The organism is Terriglobales bacterium (assembly GCA_035487355.1).
In the GTDB taxonomy this organism is placed as follows: Bacteria; Acidobacteriota; Terriglobia; order Terriglobales; family Acidobacteriaceae; genus QIAW01.
The window spans coordinates 28,923-49,201 of sequence record DATHMF010000053.1 but is presented as its reverse complement, the minus strand read 5'-3'; the positions used below and the strand labels follow the sequence as shown (position 1 = coordinate 49,201).

Below are 20,279 nucleotides of genomic sequence, written 5' to 3'. Positions count from 1 at the left end.
AACGAACACCGGACCATCGCATGACTGAGCCCACGTTACAGGAACCCGGAAAAGTCACTAAGGTTTACAGAAAGGTCTTCAAAAAAAGACCGTTCTTCAGCCTGATGCAGTTCCGTCTGCTGGCTTTTTTTGCGGTCCTGGGTCCCGGATTTATCACCGCCAACGTGGATAACGATCCAGGTGGCATCCTTACCTATTCCCAGGCGGGAGCGAAGTTCGGCTATACGCTTCTCTGGACCCTGATTCCCACCACCATTGCGCTGATGGTCGTGCAGGAAATGGCTGCGCGCATGGGAGTGATTACCGGCAAAGGACTCTCTGACCTGATCCGGGAGAATTTCGGAATACGTGCGGCTGCATTCACAATCCTGGTCCTGGGCATTGCGGATTTCGGGAACATTGTTGCTGAGTTTGCCGGTCTGGCCACCGGCATGGGCATTTTTGATGTGAGCAAGTATCTGGTAGTTCCCGCTGGTGCGGCCCTGGTCTGGGCGGTGGTGGTCAAGGGCAGTTACAAGCCGGTCGAGCGTATTTTGATTTTGTTCTCGCTGATTTATTTTGCCTATCCTATATCGGCTTTCTATGCGCATCCCGATTGGCACAAGGCGCTGCACGATACCATTGTTCCCACGTTCAGCCGCAACTCCGAGTATCTGGTGATGGTGGTTGGCCTGGTGGGCACGACCATCACCCCATGGATGCAGTTTTATCTGCAGGCCTCGGTGGTGGAAAAAGAAATCCCGAAAGACAAATACCATCTGTGCCGTCTCGACGTTTTCCTGGGCTGCATCATCACCGACGTGATTGCCTTTTTTATTGTTGTGGCCTGCGCCGCGACATTGCACGTCAAGGGCCTACACGACATCACGGACGCCAGCCAGGCAGCTAGAGCCTTAGCTCCTCTGGCGGGCAAATTTGCCGCACTCCTGTTTACCGTCGGCTTAGTCAATGCTTCACTGCTCTCGGCAGCCATCCTTCCACTGGCCACCGCCTACAACATTTGTGAAGGTTTGGGAGTGGAATCTGGGGTCAACAAGAAATTCTCGGAAGCGCCGGTCTTCTACTGGCTATATACGCTGTTGATTGCCGGCGGAGCAGGAGTTGTCCTGATTCCCAGGTTGCCGCTCATCAAGGTCATCATTTTTTCCCAGGTCGCCAACGGAATTCTTTTGCCTTTCGTGCTGGTTTACATGCTGATTCTCGTCAACAAGCGCGAACTAATGGGTGAGCATAAGAATTCCGTCTTCGCCAACGTAATTGCCTGGAGCACAAGTGTCGTCATGATCTTACTTACGATTGGCCTTATCTGGACAACCGTTACGGGCTGAGCGCGCATATCAATTCGTTGGACAAACAGCATGGATTTGATCCACTTTCTCTTGTATCTTTTTGCCGCATTTCTTCTGGGGTCCGCCATTGGCGCGGAGAGGCAGTGGCACCAGAGGATGGCAGGACTGCGCACCAACGCGCTCGTCTCTACCGGGGCGGCGTTGTTCGTGACCATCTCGCGTCTTTTGCCGACTGGTGCCGGCTCGTTGCAGATAGCCGCCCAGGTCGTCTCTGGCATCGGCTTTCTTGGTGCAGGCGTGATCATGCGTGAAGGCTTGAGCGTGCGCGGGCTGAATACTGCAGCTACTCTGTGGTGCTCTGCCGCGGTGGGCTCGCTGTGTGGCTTCGGTTATCTGCGGGAGGCAGCGATTGGGGCCTCAGCGGTGCTGCTCGCCAACATCGGCTTGCGCCCCATCGCTCTCAAGATTGACCGCCAGCCTACGGGTGCAAACGGCTCCGAGACCCTATACCTGTTTCGCCTCACCTGCCGCAGCGATAGTGAAGGACATGTCCGCGCCCTTTTGCTGCACGCAGTTCAGGCGCTGCCCATGGCCTTGCAGGCTTTGCAGAGTGAAGATGTTGATCCCGCCGGCAAGGTCGAGGTCCGCGCGACATTGTTGAGCAGCGGCCGTCAAGATGCTTTGCTGGAGCAGATTGTTGGCCGGCTCAGCCTGGAGTCTGGCATCACCGCCGTTAGCTGGGAGGTGGTTGGCGGGGAAGCAGAGTAAAGATTGTTGTTACCTCTTTAGTTACCTTCGCCAGCCGGTCAGATGAGGAAAAGTGGGGGTACTTGCTGGTAGTGTCTGAGGCGCGCTGGGAAGTCACAGGAGCCTCGTCATTATTGAGGAAAGTGACTTTGGGTCGAGGGACCAGCTGAGCAGTCCGAATGTTTACTTATATGCAAATAACGCTGAATGTTATTCCAGTGGTTGCGGGTTTGCGATGCTCAGAAATCGCGATTGGCGATTGAGTTGTCGATTAAGTTGTCAAGGAACTGAGGGCGCAAAAAGATCCGCCGGCATTCTCGAATGCCAAGACTTAATGATGAACCGTAGTTCCGAGAAAGTCAGCATTTTAGTGCCAGAGTGATATCACAAAAGCAGCTCCGGGCTTCCGTATCGTCTGCATCCGGGGCGCACCATTTTCTTGACTCCATTCTCGTACATCGGACTCTAGAGCTGAATCAGCTTATTGCTTCATGAGTTCCACGCGCCGGTTCTGGGCCCGGCCGATTTCAGTATCGTTGCTGGCGACGGGCTTGGTGGCGCCATATCCTGCCGTGTTCATTCGCGATGGATTGATTCCTGCCGATTGCAGATAGCTCTTGACTGTCGCAGCCCGCTTTTCCGAAAGGTCCTGGTTGTGCTGTGGCGTGGAGGTTGAGTCCGTATGTCCCTCGATGGTGATCTTCCAATCCGGCTTCGCCTTTAAGATAGACGCGATTTTATCGAGCGTCGGTTTGGATTCCGCCTTGAGTTGATCGGAGTCGGTATCGAAGTTAATGCCATAGACACGGGCTCGCCCAAACTGCTCCAGGTCTTTGATCAACTGTTGCTCCAGGCCGCCCGCCCAGTGCGCACAGGAACCGATATCGCTGCTCTTTTTGGGACCAATCAAGATCCGTTCGCTGTTATCGGTATTCATTCCCTCCCACCACACACCGATGGCCTGCTTGCCGTCAGGGGGGAGCACCATGATTGCCGAACCCATCTCCTTGATCTCGTAACCGCTCTTTTCAAACCATGTAAATTTCCCGATGTGGCCTTCGACGCCGCCTTTGATCAGGCCCTCGCGGCTTTCGTAACAGCCGGTGAGGAATGTTCCCTCCTGTTTCACATGAAAACCGCCGGTAAAATCGAAATCATAGGTGCCGCTGAGATCGGGCATGGGCGTGTGCGTGAGCTGTGTTCCGTAGGCGCGGAACTCGTTGAGTTCGATTGTGTTGTCAGGATCGGAGCTGTGATTGTTCTTAACCGTCAGGCGCACCCAGCGTCCCGGGACCTCTGCCGACACCGGGAAGCGCTGGTCATCTGTGCCTTCTTTCAGCGAAACCTCGGCGATCTTCTGAAACCCGTCATTCTCACTGGCGTCTGACATCTCGACGCTGATGTCTTTTGCGCCGCACCCTGTGAACTGGGAATCAGTCGATTGATTATCAAATGCAATGGTCTTTAGTAGCGTCTTCTCGGGAAGAGCAATGACGATGGTCTGCGGACTGGTCGTTCCGCGGGCCGTTGCCCACTTACTCCGCGGATTTTCGTCCAACAGCGCGTAGGCAGACTCGGAATCCATCCATTCGCTTGGTCTCTTCACGATATATGCGCCGGCGGAAAGCGCGACCAGGCTGATTTCGTGCTGTTGTGTGCTCTCTGCCGTCCCGGTCTGCGATGAAGCGCCCGCTTGACCGGCGGTTGAGGAAGGCTGCCCAGACGCACCGCTTTGCACTGGGGTGCCGGCCTCTTCCCCTGCGTTTTTCTTCGCGCAGCCAGGCAGGAAACAAAACAAAGCAACACAAACGAATGCGACCCATGGCCGGGCCCGCAATCTCTTTATCTCAATCACTTTTTCTGCTCCTTTGTGCCAGGTGTGCAATCAGAGGTCTCGGTGAGCGATTTGAAGATTTGTTCGCTTGCCAGGGCTTTGATCCTGTCGCGAATCTCCTGCTGGTCTACATCTTCCATTTTCTTGATGCGATCGTCGAAGCTCTTCTTGTTGCTATACATCTTGCCGTTGAGCGAATCGATGGCATCGGAAGGATAGGGATTTCGCGTCTGCAATTGCCCCAATTGCTGGAAATACTTTGCCATATAGTCGTTCTGCTCGTCGTAGGCCTTGGCCTCGATCGTATAAGCATCCACCAGCGCCTTGAACCGGGATTCGATGTCACTATCGAATTTCTCCCATCGAGTCATCGCCTGCTCGAGCCTTGCCATCTCACTTTCGGTCGAGTATCCGCGCTTCCCCACCACTCCCAGTAACTGGTTAAGCGCCTCGACATGGTTCTTGTAAAAGCCTTCGCCGGACTCAGTCCAGGCTGATCCGATACCGCTTTTCCCCCAAGGATCAGCGCTGCTCATCGAAGAGGTTACCCCTTTGGCTTTGAACGCGGCCTGCAGGGTTTGCACCGCACCCTCGTAGTAGAAGGCATCGCTCATCAACTTTCTGCGCTCTTCGATGTGTTTAATTTTCTTCTCGATGCTGTCTTTTGCGGTGGCCAGGTCCACTCTGCGGCATGAGAAGATTTCGTTTGGAGGTAATATCGGCTGCTCGACGTTGGTATCTGCCTCGAAGATTTGGTCGGAAATCTTGCCGTCCGCCGCAAATTGCTTCTCAGCTTTTTCCATGATTTTCAGAAGATCCTCTTTTGGAAGATCCGCCGAACGGCCATCCGAATACCCACTGAAGGTACCGTTCCCGCGACTCAGATGCCACTGGCCCTTCCCTGGGGACTGGCTCAGAAGAAATTCAATAACCTTGCCATCCTTCTGGAAAAACCATACTTGTTCGCCACGATGAGGGGAATCATTTATATGGAGCTCACGAACTCTCCCATCTTTGTCTGTCCATTCTTCACGCGTGACGTGCGGGTATGGATCGTAATACGTGGTCAGTGTTCCACCTTTTCCGTACCTGTTATCGGTATCGGTGACGCGGCTCATTTTCTGTTTTTCCTGGCCGGTGATCGTTCCCTGAAACACGAGCCAGAGGATACCCAAAGCCAACGCTGTTCCTATTTTTTTCATAGCATCATGCCTTCTTCATGTGGAGATCAAGCAACATCGCTTCGTCCATCTCACTGGCGCTTGAACGTGAACAGATAGAGCAAGTTGGGGCCAACCGAGTGCTTGATAACCAGGGTTCCTCCGCTACAGGTGTAGTTCAAGTTGTAGCCCGTAATATGTCCTCCGCCGTAAAACACGAATCCGAGGCCGCTCAACAGCCCGCCGGTAGTTTTTCCGGTGCGTGAATCAGTGATCTTCGAGCTGGTGGCGGAGCTTTGCACGGTTCCTACGGTCAGCGATCCATTTTTTGCGGAAATGTAAGCGCTTGCCGTGCCGGTATAAATCGTGCTGTTCACGACCTGTCCTGGGAGGTTGAGCTGCTCGATCGGCTGCATGCCGCTGTAGTTGATCGTCGCCAGTCCATTCGTGCCGATGGTCAGTTGAATTCCCGAACCGCCACGCTTGGGTGCCACGGGCGAACCGTTGGTTACCGACTGCGAGAGCCATTTCCCAGCCAGGCAAGCATCGCTTCCACCGCACTCCGGCCAGAAAGCGCCGATGACGCCCTGTGATGCGCCCTTGGCATCAATCAACCAGACCTCCCACTTTCCATTCCCGCCTGTGGTGCACAACTGCGGCGGAGACGAAGCGCTAACGCCCTTCACCGGAGCGCTGAACTGTGCAGGAACACCGCTTGTGAGCACTCGCTTGAACAAGAGTGCGGCCGGCGCAGACGAGAGAGTGCGGCGCAATGTGATCGCAATAGGAGTGCCGCCCGGGCCGGTACATGGGCTGATGCTGGCGACCGCAGTATCACTGTTTTCACACAATCGCTGCGGGCCAGGAGCAGCCCCGGGAGTTGGACCAATAGACCCCGACGAACCAAGGTCTCGGCAGTCAGGCCAAAAAGCACCGATCTTGCCCTGCGATCCGCCGGCCGAATCTACCAGCCAGACTTCCCAGCGTCCGCTTCCACCAGTGCACAGCTCGGGCGGCGTTGCCGCAGTCAGGCCGGTGAGTGGAACAATCACTTGCGCGGGAACGCCGTTCGCTACCACCCGTTTAAACAACAATGTCTTGGGAGCCGATGCCAGTTTTCGGCCCAATGTCACTGTGACCGTGGTTCCCGCTGGCCCGGTACATGGACTGATGGTTGCCACAGGGTTGTCATTGTTCTCACACAATCTTTGGGCTGAGGCAGGAGTGGACGCGATAAAGAAGTGCGCCAGAGCACAGCCGAGGATAGCGGCAAATACCGCTGAAGCCTTCGCTTGAAAAAGACGTCCTGGAGTGGAGATTGACATCGTCAGATCATCCTCTATACTTGAATTCCTTTTTTGGACTTAAAGGGGGGAGGGCAAGATTATACACCCGAGATCAAGCCGGCCCTCCACCGATTCTTCAACACCTGATTAACGTACGAAAGCAAATGAAGGCTGGATCGGTTAGCGATTCAAAATATAATGATGTGATACACGAGGCATTTTGACAGGGGTCTCGATCCAGTCGTTGAGGGCTGCGCCAAACCCGGCCATGAGCGCGAATGGCGTCACCAATTGGAGCGCTCTTTTGCTGATGAGGAGTTGACCCGAACTTAACGCACCTTTCCGTTCTTGCCGAACGTGAGCACGACGACAGTCCTGTTCACCAGCTTGCCGTGCAGGGTAAGCGGCCGGTACTTCCATTGCTTCACGGCATCAGTCGCTGCGCTATTGAGCAACGGATTGCCCTCAATGACTTTCACGTCTTGCACTGTACCGTCGTCGTTGAGCGTCACATCCATTGTTACGTCGCCATGCACATGCTGGCTGGCAGCCTCCGAAGGATAGGGCGGAAGAACCTTTGTTTCCAGCTTCGGCAACGGCTGGTGTGATACCGGAATGGTGAGTGACATTCCGTAAGGGAGCGCGTTCGGGTTGGTCACCACATCCCGGTTCGCTTCGAAAATCCATACCCACTTCTTTTGATCGCTATACACGAGCTTTGCGATCCCTCTAAGCGTACCGCCGTCGGCGGCTTCGCCGACGCTATACGTGAACGGCTTCATTCTCACGACGTACTCAACTGGCGCTTTCATGGGAGCCGCGGCGTATTCGCAGCAGCCGCCCCAGTTGCCAATTTCCAGCCGAATATCCAACCGCGCGGCCTTGCCCGCGCTAACTTCCACACCTTTCACGATCGTCGTCTTGAACCCGATCGCCTCTGCCTTAACGTCGTATTTGCCGCCTACCAGATCTTTTGCCGTGTACTGCCCAGTCTCGTCGGCTTTCAGAGTGACGGCAAGATTCGTGACAATGTTCGTAATCGTAATCGTCGCGTTCGCCACCACAGCCCCGGACGCGTCCGTCACAGTCCCGCCGAGCGTACAACACTTTTCCTGATCGCCTCCTACTTGTTGCATCGGAGCAGGTGTTTGCTCCGCCATCCCCTGGCCGGTCGACAAGGTGGCTTGCACTCCTATCGCCAGTACGGCTGCCGCAACTTGGCGACCCAATCGGAATCGCGACGCGCTTCCTGCGGAAATGGTTCGACTTGGCAAACGGAATTCGTCCAGCTCGGTTTTCAATCGCAGCCCCTGCAATAGAAACTGATTCCGCGCGCGCACCTCCCGTTCCTTCAGCGCATGGACCTTTCGCAGGGCGTCGGCATCCATCTTTCCCACCCCCGACGCGCTCAATTCGATCACTTCCTCCAGAAGATTAAGCGTGTCGAGATTCACCGCCCGCACCCAAGCGTGTGCCCGCTCGCACAAGTCGTCACGGCCGTGAAACCGTTTCCGCACTGCGATCATGTGATCGAGTCCAATCGTCTTCTGCATCAGGCTACCGTCGCCCCAGCTGCGGTCGTAGAACAGATCGAGCGATATCGTGCAGGCGAGATCCGCCACCGGATCGTACATGCTGTATTCCCGCGCGCGATAGTCGCCTCGCGCTCGTCCCAGCGCGATCATCCGCTTCTCCAGAGGCGTACCTGCATAGATTTCGGCACGGCAAAAGTTCAGTGGATTCCCCGCAAACCTTCGCATGAAGGCAAGGTCGGCCCGCAGCGTGTTTAAATTCGCATCTGGATTGAACGTCATGATTGTGAACTGGGCCGAAATGTCCAGTTCCCCACAGATATCGAGAGCGCGGATCGATTGCCCCACGGTCTGATGCCGATCCAATGTGAGAAGGCCCATCTCCGTGGCCGATTCGATCCCCATGAAAATACGCACCAACCCCATTTCCTTCAGCCGGCTCAGCACGTCCCGATTCGCATCCGCCGGGCGGCACTTGACGAGTAGTGCGATATCGTCCATGCCGCGGCTCTTGAAGGCCTTGTCGAATCCTTCGATTCGCGCCTGGTTATGCGCCACCGACGGCACCAGAAAATTGTCGTCGTGAAATACGAACTGCCGCGTTCCCCGCTCGCGATAAAGCTCGGCCATCTCGTCGGCGATCAATTCCACACTGCGTTGGCGAAATTTCTTGCCCGGTGCCAGATTGTGCAGGGTTGTGATGCAGCAGTACGCGCAGTTCTCGTAGCATCCGCGGCTCCCCATTAGAAAGCTGGTGGGAACTCCGGCGATGGTGTGGATCCGCCCGGCCCGCTCAGGGAAGGGCAATGTGTCCAAATCATCCAGAGTGCGGCGTTGCGGCGTGAATCGAACCTGGCCGTCTTCCCGATATGCGATGCCGGTAATCTTCGGCAAGTCATCCTTCAGATTCGCTGCAGCCGCAACTATCTCCAGCAGCGTTTGCTCCCCCTCGTGAATCACGATGATGTCGAGTTCGGGATGGTGCTCCAGCAGCGGCTGTGCTGCGCACGAAGCGTAATGTCCGCCCGCCACAATCAGTTTTCCAGGGTGGAGTTGTTTGATCCGGCGTGCCAAGATGAGAAATTCCTGCGCGCGCGATTGAAAACAAACCGACAGTCCGACGATCTCCGCCTCGCCCGCCTGTTCGGCGACCGCCTCCACATCGTCCGCCGAATTGAACACTGCCAATGACGTCTCATGCCGCTTCGCCTGCAGTGAAGATGCTAAATATCGAATGGAAAGATTCTCCTCAAAGTCCGGACCTGCCAGAAGAACGCGCATATACCCTCCCGCCCGTCAAATCTAGAACGCGCTCATTGTACATTCTTGCATCGCCGATAGTGAATTTAGGCTCAGATAGATTGCACCTTGTCCGGGTGACGGGCTAACCAGAAGTTACTCCGGGCCAGAAGTCGGCTTGTAGGAAGCGCTCCACCAGATGGGTACCGACAAACGCCCTTGTGTTTATTGACGGGCCGACTCCCGGATTGTCGGCGGCAAACTGACCCACTACCCGGCGCTACGATGCATTGACTTTTTAGCCTTACTTTGGTCACAATGATAGATTCCATTCGTCTAAGTGGAGACCATGAGAAACGCGAACCAAGTATCGGTACAGAATTGGAAAATAAGAGGATTGGCGCTCGTCTGCCTGCTTCTGATTTCCTGGTTTGCCTTTGCAGAAGCTACCCACTTTCATCCCATCAAGCTATCCGGATCTGAAGAGCGCTGCGACTTCTGTGCTGTCGCACACGCCAATGCCTCTGCTGTGCCAGTTGTCAGCACGGTGTCGGTGGTTCCGGACCTGGCTCCCACGCAAGTTCTATGTGCGGAAAATTGCACACCGAAGTCTGTTTTGCACGGTTCCGCTGTTTACATACGTCCTCCGCCGTTGGCTTAAGCCATTCATCTACATTAGTTGAATTTCTTAAAACCCAATCTTCCTGCCTGAGGAGGGCACCCATGTTATTTATACAAATGCGGTTTAAAACCGCTATTTCTATACTTTTTATTCTTTCAATTTTGCTGGTTTCGTTTTCAGCTTTTGCGCAGTCTTCCGGCACTGCCGGCAGTGTTGACGGCAAAGTGGTAGACCAGACCGGGGCGGTAGTGAAAGGGGCGCTGGTTACCATGCAGCACCCTGCCAGTGGATACTCCCAAACCACCGTCAGCGACGATTTAGGTCTGTTTCATTTCAGAAACGTACCTTTCAATTCCTATCACTTGAGCGTTACCGCCGCTGGCTTTGCCTCCAAGGCGCAGGACGTAGATGTTCGCTCGGCTGTTCCGATTACTCCGCAGATCAGCCTCAGCATTGCCAGTAGTTCAACCACCATCAATGTACAAGAGACAGATGCTGGAGACCTGGTAGAAAACGAGCCAAACTTTCACACGGACGTTGATCGCGGTCTGTTTGACAAACTCCCGCTCGAGAGCGCGTCGTCTTCGGTCAGCTCATTGGTCACGCTGGCCACACCAGGAGTGGTGGCGGATTCCGATGGTCTCTTCCATGGAATTGGCGACCACGCGGAAAATTCTTTTTCTGTGGACGGCCAGCCCATCACCGATCAACAAAGCAAAGTTTTTTCTAACCAGATTCCCGCCGATTCCATTCAGTCTCTGGAAGTGATCTCTGGCGCGCCGCCGGCTGAATTCGGAGACAAGACCAGCCTTGTCATTAAAGTTACAACCCGCTCCGGCCTGGGAGAGACGAAACCCACGGGCAGCATTACAACTTCATATGGTAGTTTTGGCACTTCTACTGCCGGTGTTAATCTGGCGGTCGGAAGCCAGAAGTTTGGCAACTTTATCTCGGTAGACGGTTTGAACACGGGACGCTTTCTCGATCCGCCGGAATTCCAGGTCATGCACTCCAGGGGAAATGAAGAGAACGCTTTCGACCGGGTGGACTATCAGATCAGCGAAGCGGATGCAGTTCATCTCAATCTCGGCTACACGCGCTCCTGGTTCCAGGTCCCGAACTCGTTTGACACACAGTCTGTGCAGCCCCCCTCACTTCCCGGAACGGTGCTCACGCAGGACCAGCGCGCACAAATCAGGACTTATAATGTCGCCCCCACCTGGACCCATCTGTTCAGTACGAGCACTCTGTTTACCGCAGGAGCGTTCTTACGGCAAGACCGGTTCCAATACTTTCCCAGCAGGAATTTCCTGGCCGATCAGCCGCAGACTCTCAACCAGGACCGCAAGCTTACCAATGCGGGTTTCCGCTCCGATGTTTCTTATGTGAAGGGCATACACAACATTAAGGCTGGGGTCACCTATCAGCACACCCTGCTCAGGGAGAATTTTGGCTTCGGGATTACCGATGCTACCTTCAACGCTCCCTGCCTGAACGCGGATGGGAGTGCCGACACTGACCCAACCCCGCGCGATCCGGCTCTGTGCGCGGGCGCGCTTTCACCCAATCCAAACTTTTCAGCCGACCTGTTGCCAGTGGATTTGACGCGCAGCGGCAGCAATTTCTTTTTTCACGGCCACACGGATATTAAGGAACTCGCGCTCTATCTTCAGGACGCCATCACCTGGGGCAATTGGGCCTTTAATGTCGGAGTCCGAGGCGATTTGTATCGCGGCATCGTCAGCGATTCCCAGCCCGAGCCCCGGCTTGGCGTTGCCTATAACGTGAAGAAGACCAATACCGTCCTTCGCGTCTCTTACGGGCGCATTATGGAGACCCCGTTTAATGAAAACCTGGTGCTGGCCAGCAGGGCCAACGGAAACCCGGTGATTGATGCGGTCATAGGCCCGAGCCTCCCGGCACCCATTCGGCCTGGGTTCCGCAATGAGTTCCATGCGGGAATCCAGCAAGCTCTTGGGAAGTACCTGGTTATTGATGCCGACTATCTCTGGAAGTACACGCACAACGGCTATGACTTCAGTGTATTTGGGGCCACCCCGATTTTCTTCCCCATTGCCTGGCACAATTCCAAGATTAGTGGACCGTCGGCGCGCATCAGCGTGCCCAACTTCCACGGTCTTACTGCCTTTACCGTGCTGGGCAGCGCGTCCGCGCGCTTCTTCCGGCCACAGGTCGGCGGCCTGGGGACTACGGTGGCGCAAGGTTTGGGTCCATTCCGCATTGACCACGACCAGAAGTTCCAGCAGACAACACACATCCAGTACCAGCCGCGGAAGAACTGGCCGTGGTTTGCCTTCAACTGGCGCTTTGACAGCGGTTTGGTGGCTGGAGCGGTGCCCTTTGCGGCGGACCTGACGACTCCGGTGGACCTAACCGGTCTGACCGCAGATCAACAGATGCAGGCCGGCTTGCATTGCGGAATCATATTCCCAACCCTGAATGCCCCGCTTACGACGTGCGATCCGGCCCTGTATAAATCCACACGAATCCAACTGCCACCTCCAGGGGAGCAGAACGACGATCATCGCCCTGCCCGCATTGCGTCTCGCAATCTGCTGGATGCCAGCATTGGCGATGACAACCTGCTCCACGGCGAGCACTACAAGTGGAGCGCGCGTTTGACCGTCGTCAACCTCACCAACCAAGTTGCGCTTTACAACTTTCTGTCAACGTTCAGCGGCACACACTTTGTGACCCCTCGAACAGTTACGGGAGAAGTAGGGTTCCACTTCTAGCATTTTCTGGCTCTGTGGGGGCGGCGGCATTTTACCGGCGCTCCCGCAGAATTCTTGAATCTGCCTGGCAATGGCAGTGACTTTGAACAATCATGAACAACCTTCTCGTTAGTAGCACCTCGTGCGTATGACCATGACTTTAATAACGATTGGCGACCTTACATCTATCCGCTCCGCGCTCGCGCATCCCGCCGTTGCGACGCTGTTTGCTTTTGGAGGGATTCTACTCGGTGCCGTCATTCGCAAGGTTGTGCGCTTCCATGTCAGCCTGTTGGTCGCGGCCGCAATCGGCACATTGCTGGCGGTCACTCTCTACGATGTACTGCCTGACGCCAAGCAATTTATCACCTGGCCTGCGCTTCTGATCGGCTGCGCCAGCGGATATTTGCTTTTGTGGGTCATCGGCAGGTATGTCTATCATGTCTGTCCTGCGTGCGCGATCAATGAATTGTGTGAGAACCCGGTCCATCAGTTTTCAAGTACCGCAGTGATGTTAATGATCACCTTCGGTTTTCACACAGCCATGGATGGTGTCAGCATTGTCTTCGGTGACGACCTTCTCGGCCGGCCCGATGTCGGATTGCTATTCGGAATCTCAATCCACAAGATACCCGAAGGCCTGGCCCTGGTTTTGCTTCTTCTGGGTGCAGGTTACGGACGCAAAAAGGCGATTTTGTGGGCTGCCGGTATGGAAGCCATGACTCTGGCCGGAGGCGCGCTGGGGTATTGCTTTGTTGGTTCTATATCAACGCTGTGGCTCGGCATTCTGTTCGCGCACATCGCCGGCGGGTTCCTGTACATGGTGGTAAACACTTTTAAAGGCATGTTGACCCAACATAACGCGGCTCCACGTTACGCGTTGCATGTTCTGGTGAGCAGCTTGTCGTTTATATCCAGTTCATTGGTGCTGGTTCTGGCGAGGTCATGACGAAACAAAACACTCTCATCGCATTCACTTGAATGGATCAAGCGTGTGCTTCTTAAACTCATCGGGCAAGGGTAGAAGGTAGCCTGCATCTTTTGACCGGCTTGCCCACTCCACCAGCGAGCGATATTGATTGAATTCTGTCAGTTCGCCCAACCAGGTTGTCCCGTTTGAGTCGGTGATGACTACAACGTTAGGCAAGTCACATGGTCCCAGGCAGCCGCTGATCGATAGCTGCAAGCGTTTCAGCAGGCCGCGCTTGCGCCATTCTTCTTTGAGCCATTCCACGGGAACGGGTGGCTTGCCGCGTTCGGTTTGTCCGCAGCAGCAGCCGTTGCAAACGCTAAACTGGCCGATGACGAGCCTTTTGGTTTTGAGAGGGTTGCCGCTCATTCAAAGTTTGCTCTATATACCCTACCGGGATATGATATAACAGATTTTTGAACATCTATGTCTCACACCATAAAAGAAAAAGAAAAATTGCTGCAACGAGTGCGCCGGGTCCGCGGCCAGGTCGAAGCCGTCGAAAGGGCGTTAGAGGCGGAACAGGAATGTTCCGAGGTTCTACGGTTGATTGCCGCTTCCAGAGGGGCGATGAACAGCCTGATGGCCGAGGTCTTGGAAGACCACATCAGGCACCACATGGTCACACCGAAGAGTGGAAGGCAAATTGATCCCGCCGCGCAGCAGTTGATTGACGTTGTGCGCGCATACCTGAAATAGAAAGCTGGGAAGGAAGGTGTTACGTGACATCGAAGGCGGTTGTGGAAAAAGACACGGCCATGACTCAGAATGGTGGCTCACCTCACTCGCATAAACATAGTCACAATCACGACCACGATGACCACGACGAGCACGAGCACCATCAGGGACTCGAAATAGCCGACCTTGCCCGCATTGTTCTAGTTGCTCTGGCGGCGGCTGCGGTTTGGTTCCACTGGTTCCAGCGATGGGAACCATTCGCGAACTTCAGCCTGGTTGCAATACTGGCCACGCTGATTGGCGGGTATCCCATCTTTAAAGAAGCCGTCGAGAATATTTTTGAACGCAAGATGACCATGGAACTCTCCATGACCATTGCGCTTCTGGCCGCGCTGGCCATTCGAGAGTTTTTTACGACTTTAGTCATTACGCTCTTTGTTTTGGTTGCGGAAGTTTTGGAAGGGCTCACCGTCGGGCGTGGGCGCAAGGCAATCCGCGAGATGATAGATTTTCTGCCACGTACGGCTAACCGGGTTAGCGACGGTCAGGTGGAAGAAATTGAGATTGACAAACTTTTAGTCGGCGACGTGGTGCTGGCCAAGCCCGGCACGCGCATTCCTGTGGATGGAGAGGTGGTTGACGGCCATTCGTTTGTGGACCAGGCTTCTATTACAGGCGAATCTATGCCTGTAGAAAAATCTGCTGGCATGGAGGTCTACGCCGGGACTATCAACCAATCGGGAGCGTTGCACATTCGCACGGCCCGCATCGGCAGCGACACGACCTTTGGTAAGATCATTGAGGCAGTTGAGCGCGCAGAGCATTCCAAGGCTCCCATTCAAAAGACCGCAGACCGCCTCGCGGGTTACCTGGTTTATTTCGCAATTGCGGCAGCCTTGCTTACCTTCTTTATTACTCACAACATACGCTCTACCATTTCCGTAATTATCGTTGCTGGGGCATGCGGTATCGCAGCTGGCACGCCGCTCGCAATTTTGGGAGCGATTGGCCGTGCAGCGCGTCAAGGTTCCATCATCAAAGGCGGGTTGTACCTGGAAGTCCTCGGTTCAGTAGATACTGTGTTGCTCGATAAGACCGGTACGCTCACATTTGGCATGCCAACAATACGGCGAATTCAGCCTGCGGCTGAGAGCATCAGCGAAGATGGCATTCTTCTCGCTGCGGCCATTGCCGAAAGCCGCTCGGAACATCCGCTTGCCCATGCCATCTTAAAAAGCGCGCGGGAAAAGCGCCTGGTTATACCTGAGCCTGAAAGCTTCGAGTACAAGCCGGGCAGAGGAGTAATCGCAAGCAGTAGTAACAACGGCAATCGTCAAAACATTGTGGTCGGCAACCGTGCTTTGCTTGAGGAGCAGGGAATGACAATTCCCGACGCGGTAAATGGCTCAGGTTCTGCTGTCTCTGAGGTTCTGGTGGCCGAGGGCAATACGTTTTTGGGGTCAATTCACATTGCCGATCAGTTGCGTCCTGAATCGGTCGCAGCTATGCGCGCCCTGAAATCCATGGGCATAGAAACAGTTCTGCTCACGGGAGATGCAGCTTCGGTGGCAAACAGCGTGGGCGAGACCCTTGGCGTTAAAAGCGTTCATGCCGAACTGTTGCCCGAGCAAAAGCTGCAGCACGTTGCGCGCTTAGTCAGGGAAGGACACGTCGTAGCAATGATAGGAGACGGCATCAATGACGCACCTGCGTTGACGGAAGCCAGCGTAGGAATTGCCATGGGCTCAGGAACGGACGTGGCCCGGGAAAGCGCCGATATCGTTTTGATCGGCAACGATCTTTCGAAATTTGTTGAAACCCTGAGGATAGCTCGCAAGTGTAAGGGCATTATTATGCAGAACTTTTATGGGACGTTGATTGTGGATGGAATTGGCGTGGGCATGGCTGCCTTCGGGTTGCTCAATCCGCTGCTGGCGGCGTTCATCCACGTCTCTTCAGAGCTGGCCTTTATTCTGAATTCCACAAGGCTACTCCCCAGCATGTCATCGAGTGGGAAAACAGGAGCGCAAGGGGCAGCCCCCAGCTAGCAGCATTGTAACTATGAGACTGGCCTACACACATTTTGCGAAAAAGACAGCAAGCTGCAACCTTTGGATCCAGTGTTTGCTCGCCATCTTACTTCTTTCGCTTGTGCTGGTTTTCATCTGGGTCACCTTGTATCTATTTTCCCGTGGAATCTATCTGGACAGAGTTAATCACTCGTTTCCCGTTCCCGTTTTGATCTGCTTGAATCAGCACGGAGTCTGATATGGATTGCCGCGAGTTCCAAAAAATTCTTCCTGACGTCATTGACGAAATTGAAGAATCACAGGCGAAAGAACATTTGCATTCCTGCGCGGCCTGTTCGCAGCTTGTAGCTGATCTAACATTTATCAGCAGGAGCGCCCGGCTGCTGCTGCCTCTCATGGATCCATCTCCCAGGGTATGGACTGTCATTAAAAAATCTTTACCGCTGGTTAGCGGTAAAATGAATTCATGAATTCAGCAAAGACCTGATTCATTCCCACAAGCCACGATCAAACCTGTAATCTAAGAAGAGAGTTTGCCTGGAGGCCCCAGCGGCCTTTCTGAGGGCAGGGGACTGAGAACTGTAAAGATGAAGAAAAACAATCGAAGCTATGTCAGTTAAAACTACTATTTCTATTCTTTTTATCTTTTCACTTTTGCTGATTTCGTTTTCAGCTTTTGCGCAGTCCTCCGGCACGGCCGGCAGTGTGGATGGCAAAGTGACCGATCCTACCGGGGCGGTGGTTGTAGGAGCCAAGGTAAAGATTCAAAATCCCGTCAGCGGATATTCGCAGACATCTACAACCGATGGTGTGGGTCTATTTCATTTCAGGAATGTACCCTACAACCCTTACCATTTGAGCGTGACTGCACCTGGTTTTACCTCACAGGCGCAGGATGTCAACGTCCGCTCGGCAGTTCCTGTGCTTGCCAACATACAGCTAGAACTGCAAGGCACCCAACAATCCGTTACTGTGGAAGCCACTGCCGAAGATTTAATCGAGCGCGATCCCACCGCCCACACCGATATTGACAGCAGCCTGATCAAAACGATGCCCTTAGAGAGCGCCAGCGGGGGGTTAAACGCCGTCATCAGGCAAGGCACGGCTGCGGTGACTTCGGACTCCAATGGTTCGATGCACCCGATGGGAGAGCATGCGGAAACCACCATTGCCTTAGATGGCCAGCCCATCTCGGACCAGCAAGGCAGCACATTTTCCAACCAGGTTTCGCCGAACACGGTGCAATCCATGGAGGTGATTTCGGGGGTGCCTCCGGCAGAGTTTGGAGATAAGGCAAGCCTCACGGCCCGCGTGGTCAGCAAATCAGGCCTGGGGATTCCCCGCATGTTTGGGAGCATCTCTGGCGGGTATGCCTCTTTTGGCACTGCTGATGGAGACATTTCCTGGGGCGCAGGCAATGAAAAAATTGGAAACTTTTTCTCCGTGGATGGGGTCAACAGCGGTCGTTATCTCGATACCTCCGAATTCCGCGTGCTGCACGCCCGTGGAAACAATGAGAATATTTTTGATCGTTTTGATTATCAGGTGAGCGCGGCCGACGCTTTTCATCTCAATCTCTCGGCGGCGCGTACCTGGTTTCAGTCGCCTAACCAATTTGACCAGCAGTTACGCGGCCAGGACCAGCGCCAGCAAATCAAGAGCTTTAACATTGCACCCAGTTACACCCATGTGTTCAGCCCCGAAACCCTGCTCAGCGCGAATGCCTGGGTGCGCCAGGACCGGGTGGGATATTTCCCCAGCCGGAATGTATTCTTCGATCTTCCCGCTACCCTGGCGCAAGGAAGAAGGCTGACCAATGCCGGGATGAAAGCTGATTTCTCTTATGTGAAGGGAATCCACAACTTCAAAGCGGGCGTGCAATTCCAACATACATTTTTATCGGAAAACTTTCAGACGGGATTGACCGACCCGGCTTTCAACGCCGTCTGCCTTAATCTGGCGGGCTCGCCCATTGTGGATCCCACAGTCCTCAATCCTGCCTGCACTGGTCCCGGCGAGCAGGTGAACCCCAACTTTAATCCTGGTTTGCTGCCTTTCGATCTGACGCGGGGCGGAACCCTGTTCCACTTCAGCGGAAGAACGGACATCAAAGAAGAAGCGCTTTACGCCCAGGACAATATCACCCTCGGTCAGTTCAATTTTATGGTGGGGGTACGCGGCGACAACTACGACGGCCTGAGCCATGGGCATCAGCTTGAGCCTCGGCTGGGTCTCTCGTACAACATCAAATCCAGCAACACGGTGCTCCGAGTCGGGTACGGACGGATTTTTGTGACCCCGTTCAACGAGAACCTGATTCTTTCCAGTTCAACTGGACAAGGCGGTCTTGCGACCAACGTTCTGGGCGCGTTCGGGGCCCGGCCGCTTACCCCAGCCAAAAGAAACCAGTTCAATGCGGGATTTGAACAGGCTTTTGGCAAATATCTGGTCGTAGATGGGGAATACTTCTGGAAGTACACCAACCCTGATTATGATTTCGATGTGCTCTTGAATACACCCCTGACGTTCCCCATCCAGTGGCGCAAATCGAAGATAGACGGATTTGGCATCCGCGTGAATATGCCTCAGTATCATGGGTTCTCGGCGTATTCCGTGCTGGGTCATTCGCGCTCGCGTTTTTTCGGTCCTGAGCTGGGAGGAATTCTGTTCAACTCACCGGTTTCCAACACAGTCTTTCGCATCGATCATGATCAGGCCTTCCAGCAGACAACGCACCTGCAATATCAGTACAAGCCAAACTATCCATGGTTTATGTTTAATTGGCGCTATGACAGCGGGGAAGTCGCCGGACGCGCTCCTTTTGCCACGGATACAACCACTCCAGTAGACCTGACCGGATTGACGGGAGATCAGCAGGCCCAGATAGGATTATTCTGTGGCAGTACGTTCGCAACCCTCAATAATCCACTGGCAAGCTGCGCTCCGTCGCTGCTTGGAGCTTCCCGTGTACGCATTCCCGCGCCGGGAACACAAAATGACGACAGGAACCCATCGCGCATTGCTCCGCGCAATCTTTTCGATGCTGGAGTGGGGCTGGACAACATCTTCCGTAAAGACCGTTATAAGACCAACTTGCGTTTTACGGCAGTCAACCTCACCAATAAAGAAGCGCTTTACAACTTTCTCTCCACGTTTAGCGGAACCCACTTTGTGGCTCCGCGCACATATCAAGGTCAGGTCGAGTTTAACTTTTGACGAAGTACGGGAGGCAGAGTTTTCTCTGCCTCCTCATTTCTAAATCCAATATTGTGGAGGAGCGGTCTGAAAGGCCGTTAGGCGGAGCAACAGTCACATCCAGGTCGTATGGCATGCATGGCTTCCCATCCTTCTTTCACGACGAACGGGACAAGAACGAGGGCCGCGACCGGGTCTGCCCATGATTTTCCAAAACGGCGTTGGCGACGAGTCCTCCCAGCGCGATCCACGACATGTATCCACAAAGTGAGGATTCTGCCGCATCAGCTTTCAGCGAGGCGCTTGAGAGTTGGGCCGCCAGCCTGCGTTTTTGGCTTGCCAGCCAGGGCATGCCAAAGGCCGCGACTATCAAAAGGACAAACCCGATGTAGCTGGGCCGGGGCTCGCCGTATCCCAAAAAAGTCAATATCGAAAAAATTACGATGATTCCGGCTACTACGAAGAGCAGTGCTCCTGCAGTGCGAGCAGCAATTCTCTCGGCTCGGCCAGACTCAGATTGTGAACGGAATCGCCAAAGAACAACCATCGCCGAAAGCAACTCAATGACACTGTCACCGCCAAAGCCGGCAAGAGCGGGACTCCGTGCTCGCCAGGCCGCGACGATCGCCACGATGGCCTCTCCCGTCATCCAGACGACGGTAAGAAACTGGAGGCGCTGAACACGACGCGCAAGATCTGGAACCGGAAGTACGGTTGTGATGGACATTTGGTCAGTCCTTATTTTATCCACTCAGCCTCGGGCCGTGCTTGCTGATGTAACGCACCCTCTCATGGACCCGTCTCTCATGGTCTGGCCGGCCATTGAAAAATCTCTGCCTCTGGTTAGCGGTAAAATGAATTCATGAGTTCGGCCGAAACCTGATTTATCCCCACAATAACAATCAAACCGGTAATCTAAGAGAGTTCGCTTAGAGGGGGGTTCAATTGCCCTTCTGAGAACT

Annotated in this window: 14 protein-coding genes; 8 read left to right on the top strand and 6 right to left on the bottom strand. The window is 54.4% G+C overall.

What is annotated here, in order from left to right:
• Positions 1 to 20 precede the first annotated feature (20 nt).
• Both VK738_11125 and VK738_11120 read left to right on the top strand, forming a co-directional pair.
• A complete protein-coding gene (locus VK738_11125) occupies positions 21 to 1,328 on the top strand; it encodes an Nramp family divalent metal transporter (GenBank protein HTD23199.1) in 1,308 nt (435 codons plus the stop codon).
• Between the two features lie 30 nt (positions 1,329 to 1,358).
• Positions 1,359 to 2,057 (top strand): MgtC/SapB family protein, encoded by a 699-nt coding sequence (locus VK738_11120; protein ID HTD23198.1) that lies wholly within the window; start codon positions 1,359 to 1,361, stop codon positions 2,055 to 2,057.
• A gap of 460 nt (positions 2,058 to 2,517) precedes the next feature.
• On the opposite strand, the gene VK738_11115 is transcribed toward VK738_11120, so the two are convergent.
• From VK738_11115 to VK738_11100, 4 genes are all read right to left on the bottom strand, one after another.
• On the bottom strand, positions 2,518 to 3,891 hold the full coding sequence (locus VK738_11115; protein ID HTD23197.1) for an OmpA family protein: 1,374 nt from the start codon (positions 3,889 to 3,891) through the stop codon (positions 2,518 to 2,520).
• Entirely contained in the window at positions 3,888 to 5,072 is a 1,185-nt protein-coding gene (locus tag VK738_11110; protein HTD23196.1) for a hypothetical protein, read from the bottom strand. Before VK738_11110 ends, VK738_11115 begins: the two co-directional genes overlap by 4 nt.
• A 50-nt stretch (positions 5,073 to 5,122) precedes the next feature.
• Positions 5,123 to 6,355, bottom strand: a complete 1,233-nt coding sequence (locus VK738_11105) for a hypothetical protein (GenBank protein HTD23195.1) — start codon at positions 6,353 to 6,355, stop codon at positions 5,123 to 5,125.
• A gap of 290 nt (positions 6,356 to 6,645) precedes the next feature.
• Positions 6,646 to 9,129: a TonB family protein gene (locus VK738_11100; protein HTD23194.1), complete on the bottom strand. Its 2,484-nt coding sequence runs from the start codon at positions 9,127 to 9,129 to the stop codon at positions 6,646 to 6,648.
• 681 nt (positions 9,130 to 9,810) lie between these two features.
• On the opposite strand from VK738_11100, the gene VK738_11095 reads away from it, so the two are divergent.
• Together VK738_11095 and VK738_11090 are read left to right on the top strand one after the other, a co-directional pair.
• Positions 9,811 to 12,465 (top strand): TonB-dependent receptor, encoded by a 2,655-nt coding sequence (locus VK738_11095; protein ID HTD23193.1) that lies wholly within the window; start codon positions 9,811 to 9,813, stop codon positions 12,463 to 12,465.
• Positions 12,466 to 12,592: 127 nt separating this feature from the next.
• Positions 12,593 to 13,393 carry a ZIP family metal transporter gene (locus VK738_11090; protein ID HTD23192.1) on the top strand — a complete coding sequence of 267 codons (801 nt, stop codon included), beginning with the start codon at positions 12,593 to 12,595 and terminating at the stop codon, positions 13,391 to 13,393.
• A gap of 24 nt (positions 13,394 to 13,417) precedes the next feature.
• On the opposite strand, the gene VK738_11085 is transcribed toward VK738_11090, so the two are convergent.
• Positions 13,418 to 13,783 (bottom strand): (2Fe-2S) ferredoxin domain-containing protein, encoded by a 366-nt coding sequence (locus VK738_11085; protein HTD23191.1) that lies wholly within the window; start codon positions 13,781 to 13,783, stop codon positions 13,418 to 13,420.
• A 57-nt stretch (positions 13,784 to 13,840) separates the two neighbouring features.
• On the opposite strand from VK738_11085, the gene VK738_11080 reads away from it, so the two are divergent.
• The 4 genes from VK738_11080 to VK738_11065 all read left to right on the top strand — a co-directional run bounded on the left by VK738_11080 (position 13,841) and on the right by VK738_11065 (position 19,338).
• On the top strand, positions 13,841 to 14,113 hold the full coding sequence (locus tag VK738_11080; GenBank protein HTD23190.1) for a metal/formaldehyde-sensitive transcriptional repressor: 273 nt from the start codon (positions 13,841 to 13,843) through the stop codon (positions 14,111 to 14,113).
• A gap of 23 nt (positions 14,114 to 14,136) precedes the next feature.
• Complete coding sequence (locus VK738_11075) at positions 14,137 to 16,140, top strand: cation-translocating P-type ATPase (protein ID HTD23189.1); 2,004 nt, start codon at positions 14,137 to 14,139, stop codon at positions 16,138 to 16,140.
• 221 nt (positions 16,141 to 16,361) lie between these two features.
• Positions 16,362 to 16,592 (top strand): hypothetical protein, encoded by a 231-nt coding sequence (locus VK738_11070; protein ID HTD23188.1) that lies wholly within the window; start codon positions 16,362 to 16,364, stop codon positions 16,590 to 16,592.
• A 139-nt stretch (positions 16,593 to 16,731) separates the two neighbouring features.
• Positions 16,732 to 19,338 (top strand): TonB-dependent receptor, encoded by a 2,607-nt coding sequence (locus VK738_11065; protein ID HTD23187.1) that lies wholly within the window; start codon positions 16,732 to 16,734, stop codon positions 19,336 to 19,338.
• A 136-nt stretch (positions 19,339 to 19,474) separates the two neighbouring features.
• Here VK738_11065 and VK738_11060 read toward each other — a convergent pair whose 3' ends face one another.
• Positions 19,475 to 20,044 (bottom strand): cation transporter, encoded by a 570-nt coding sequence (locus VK738_11060; protein HTD23186.1) that lies wholly within the window; start codon positions 20,042 to 20,044, stop codon positions 19,475 to 19,477.
• Positions 20,045 to 20,279: the final 235 nt, after the last annotated feature.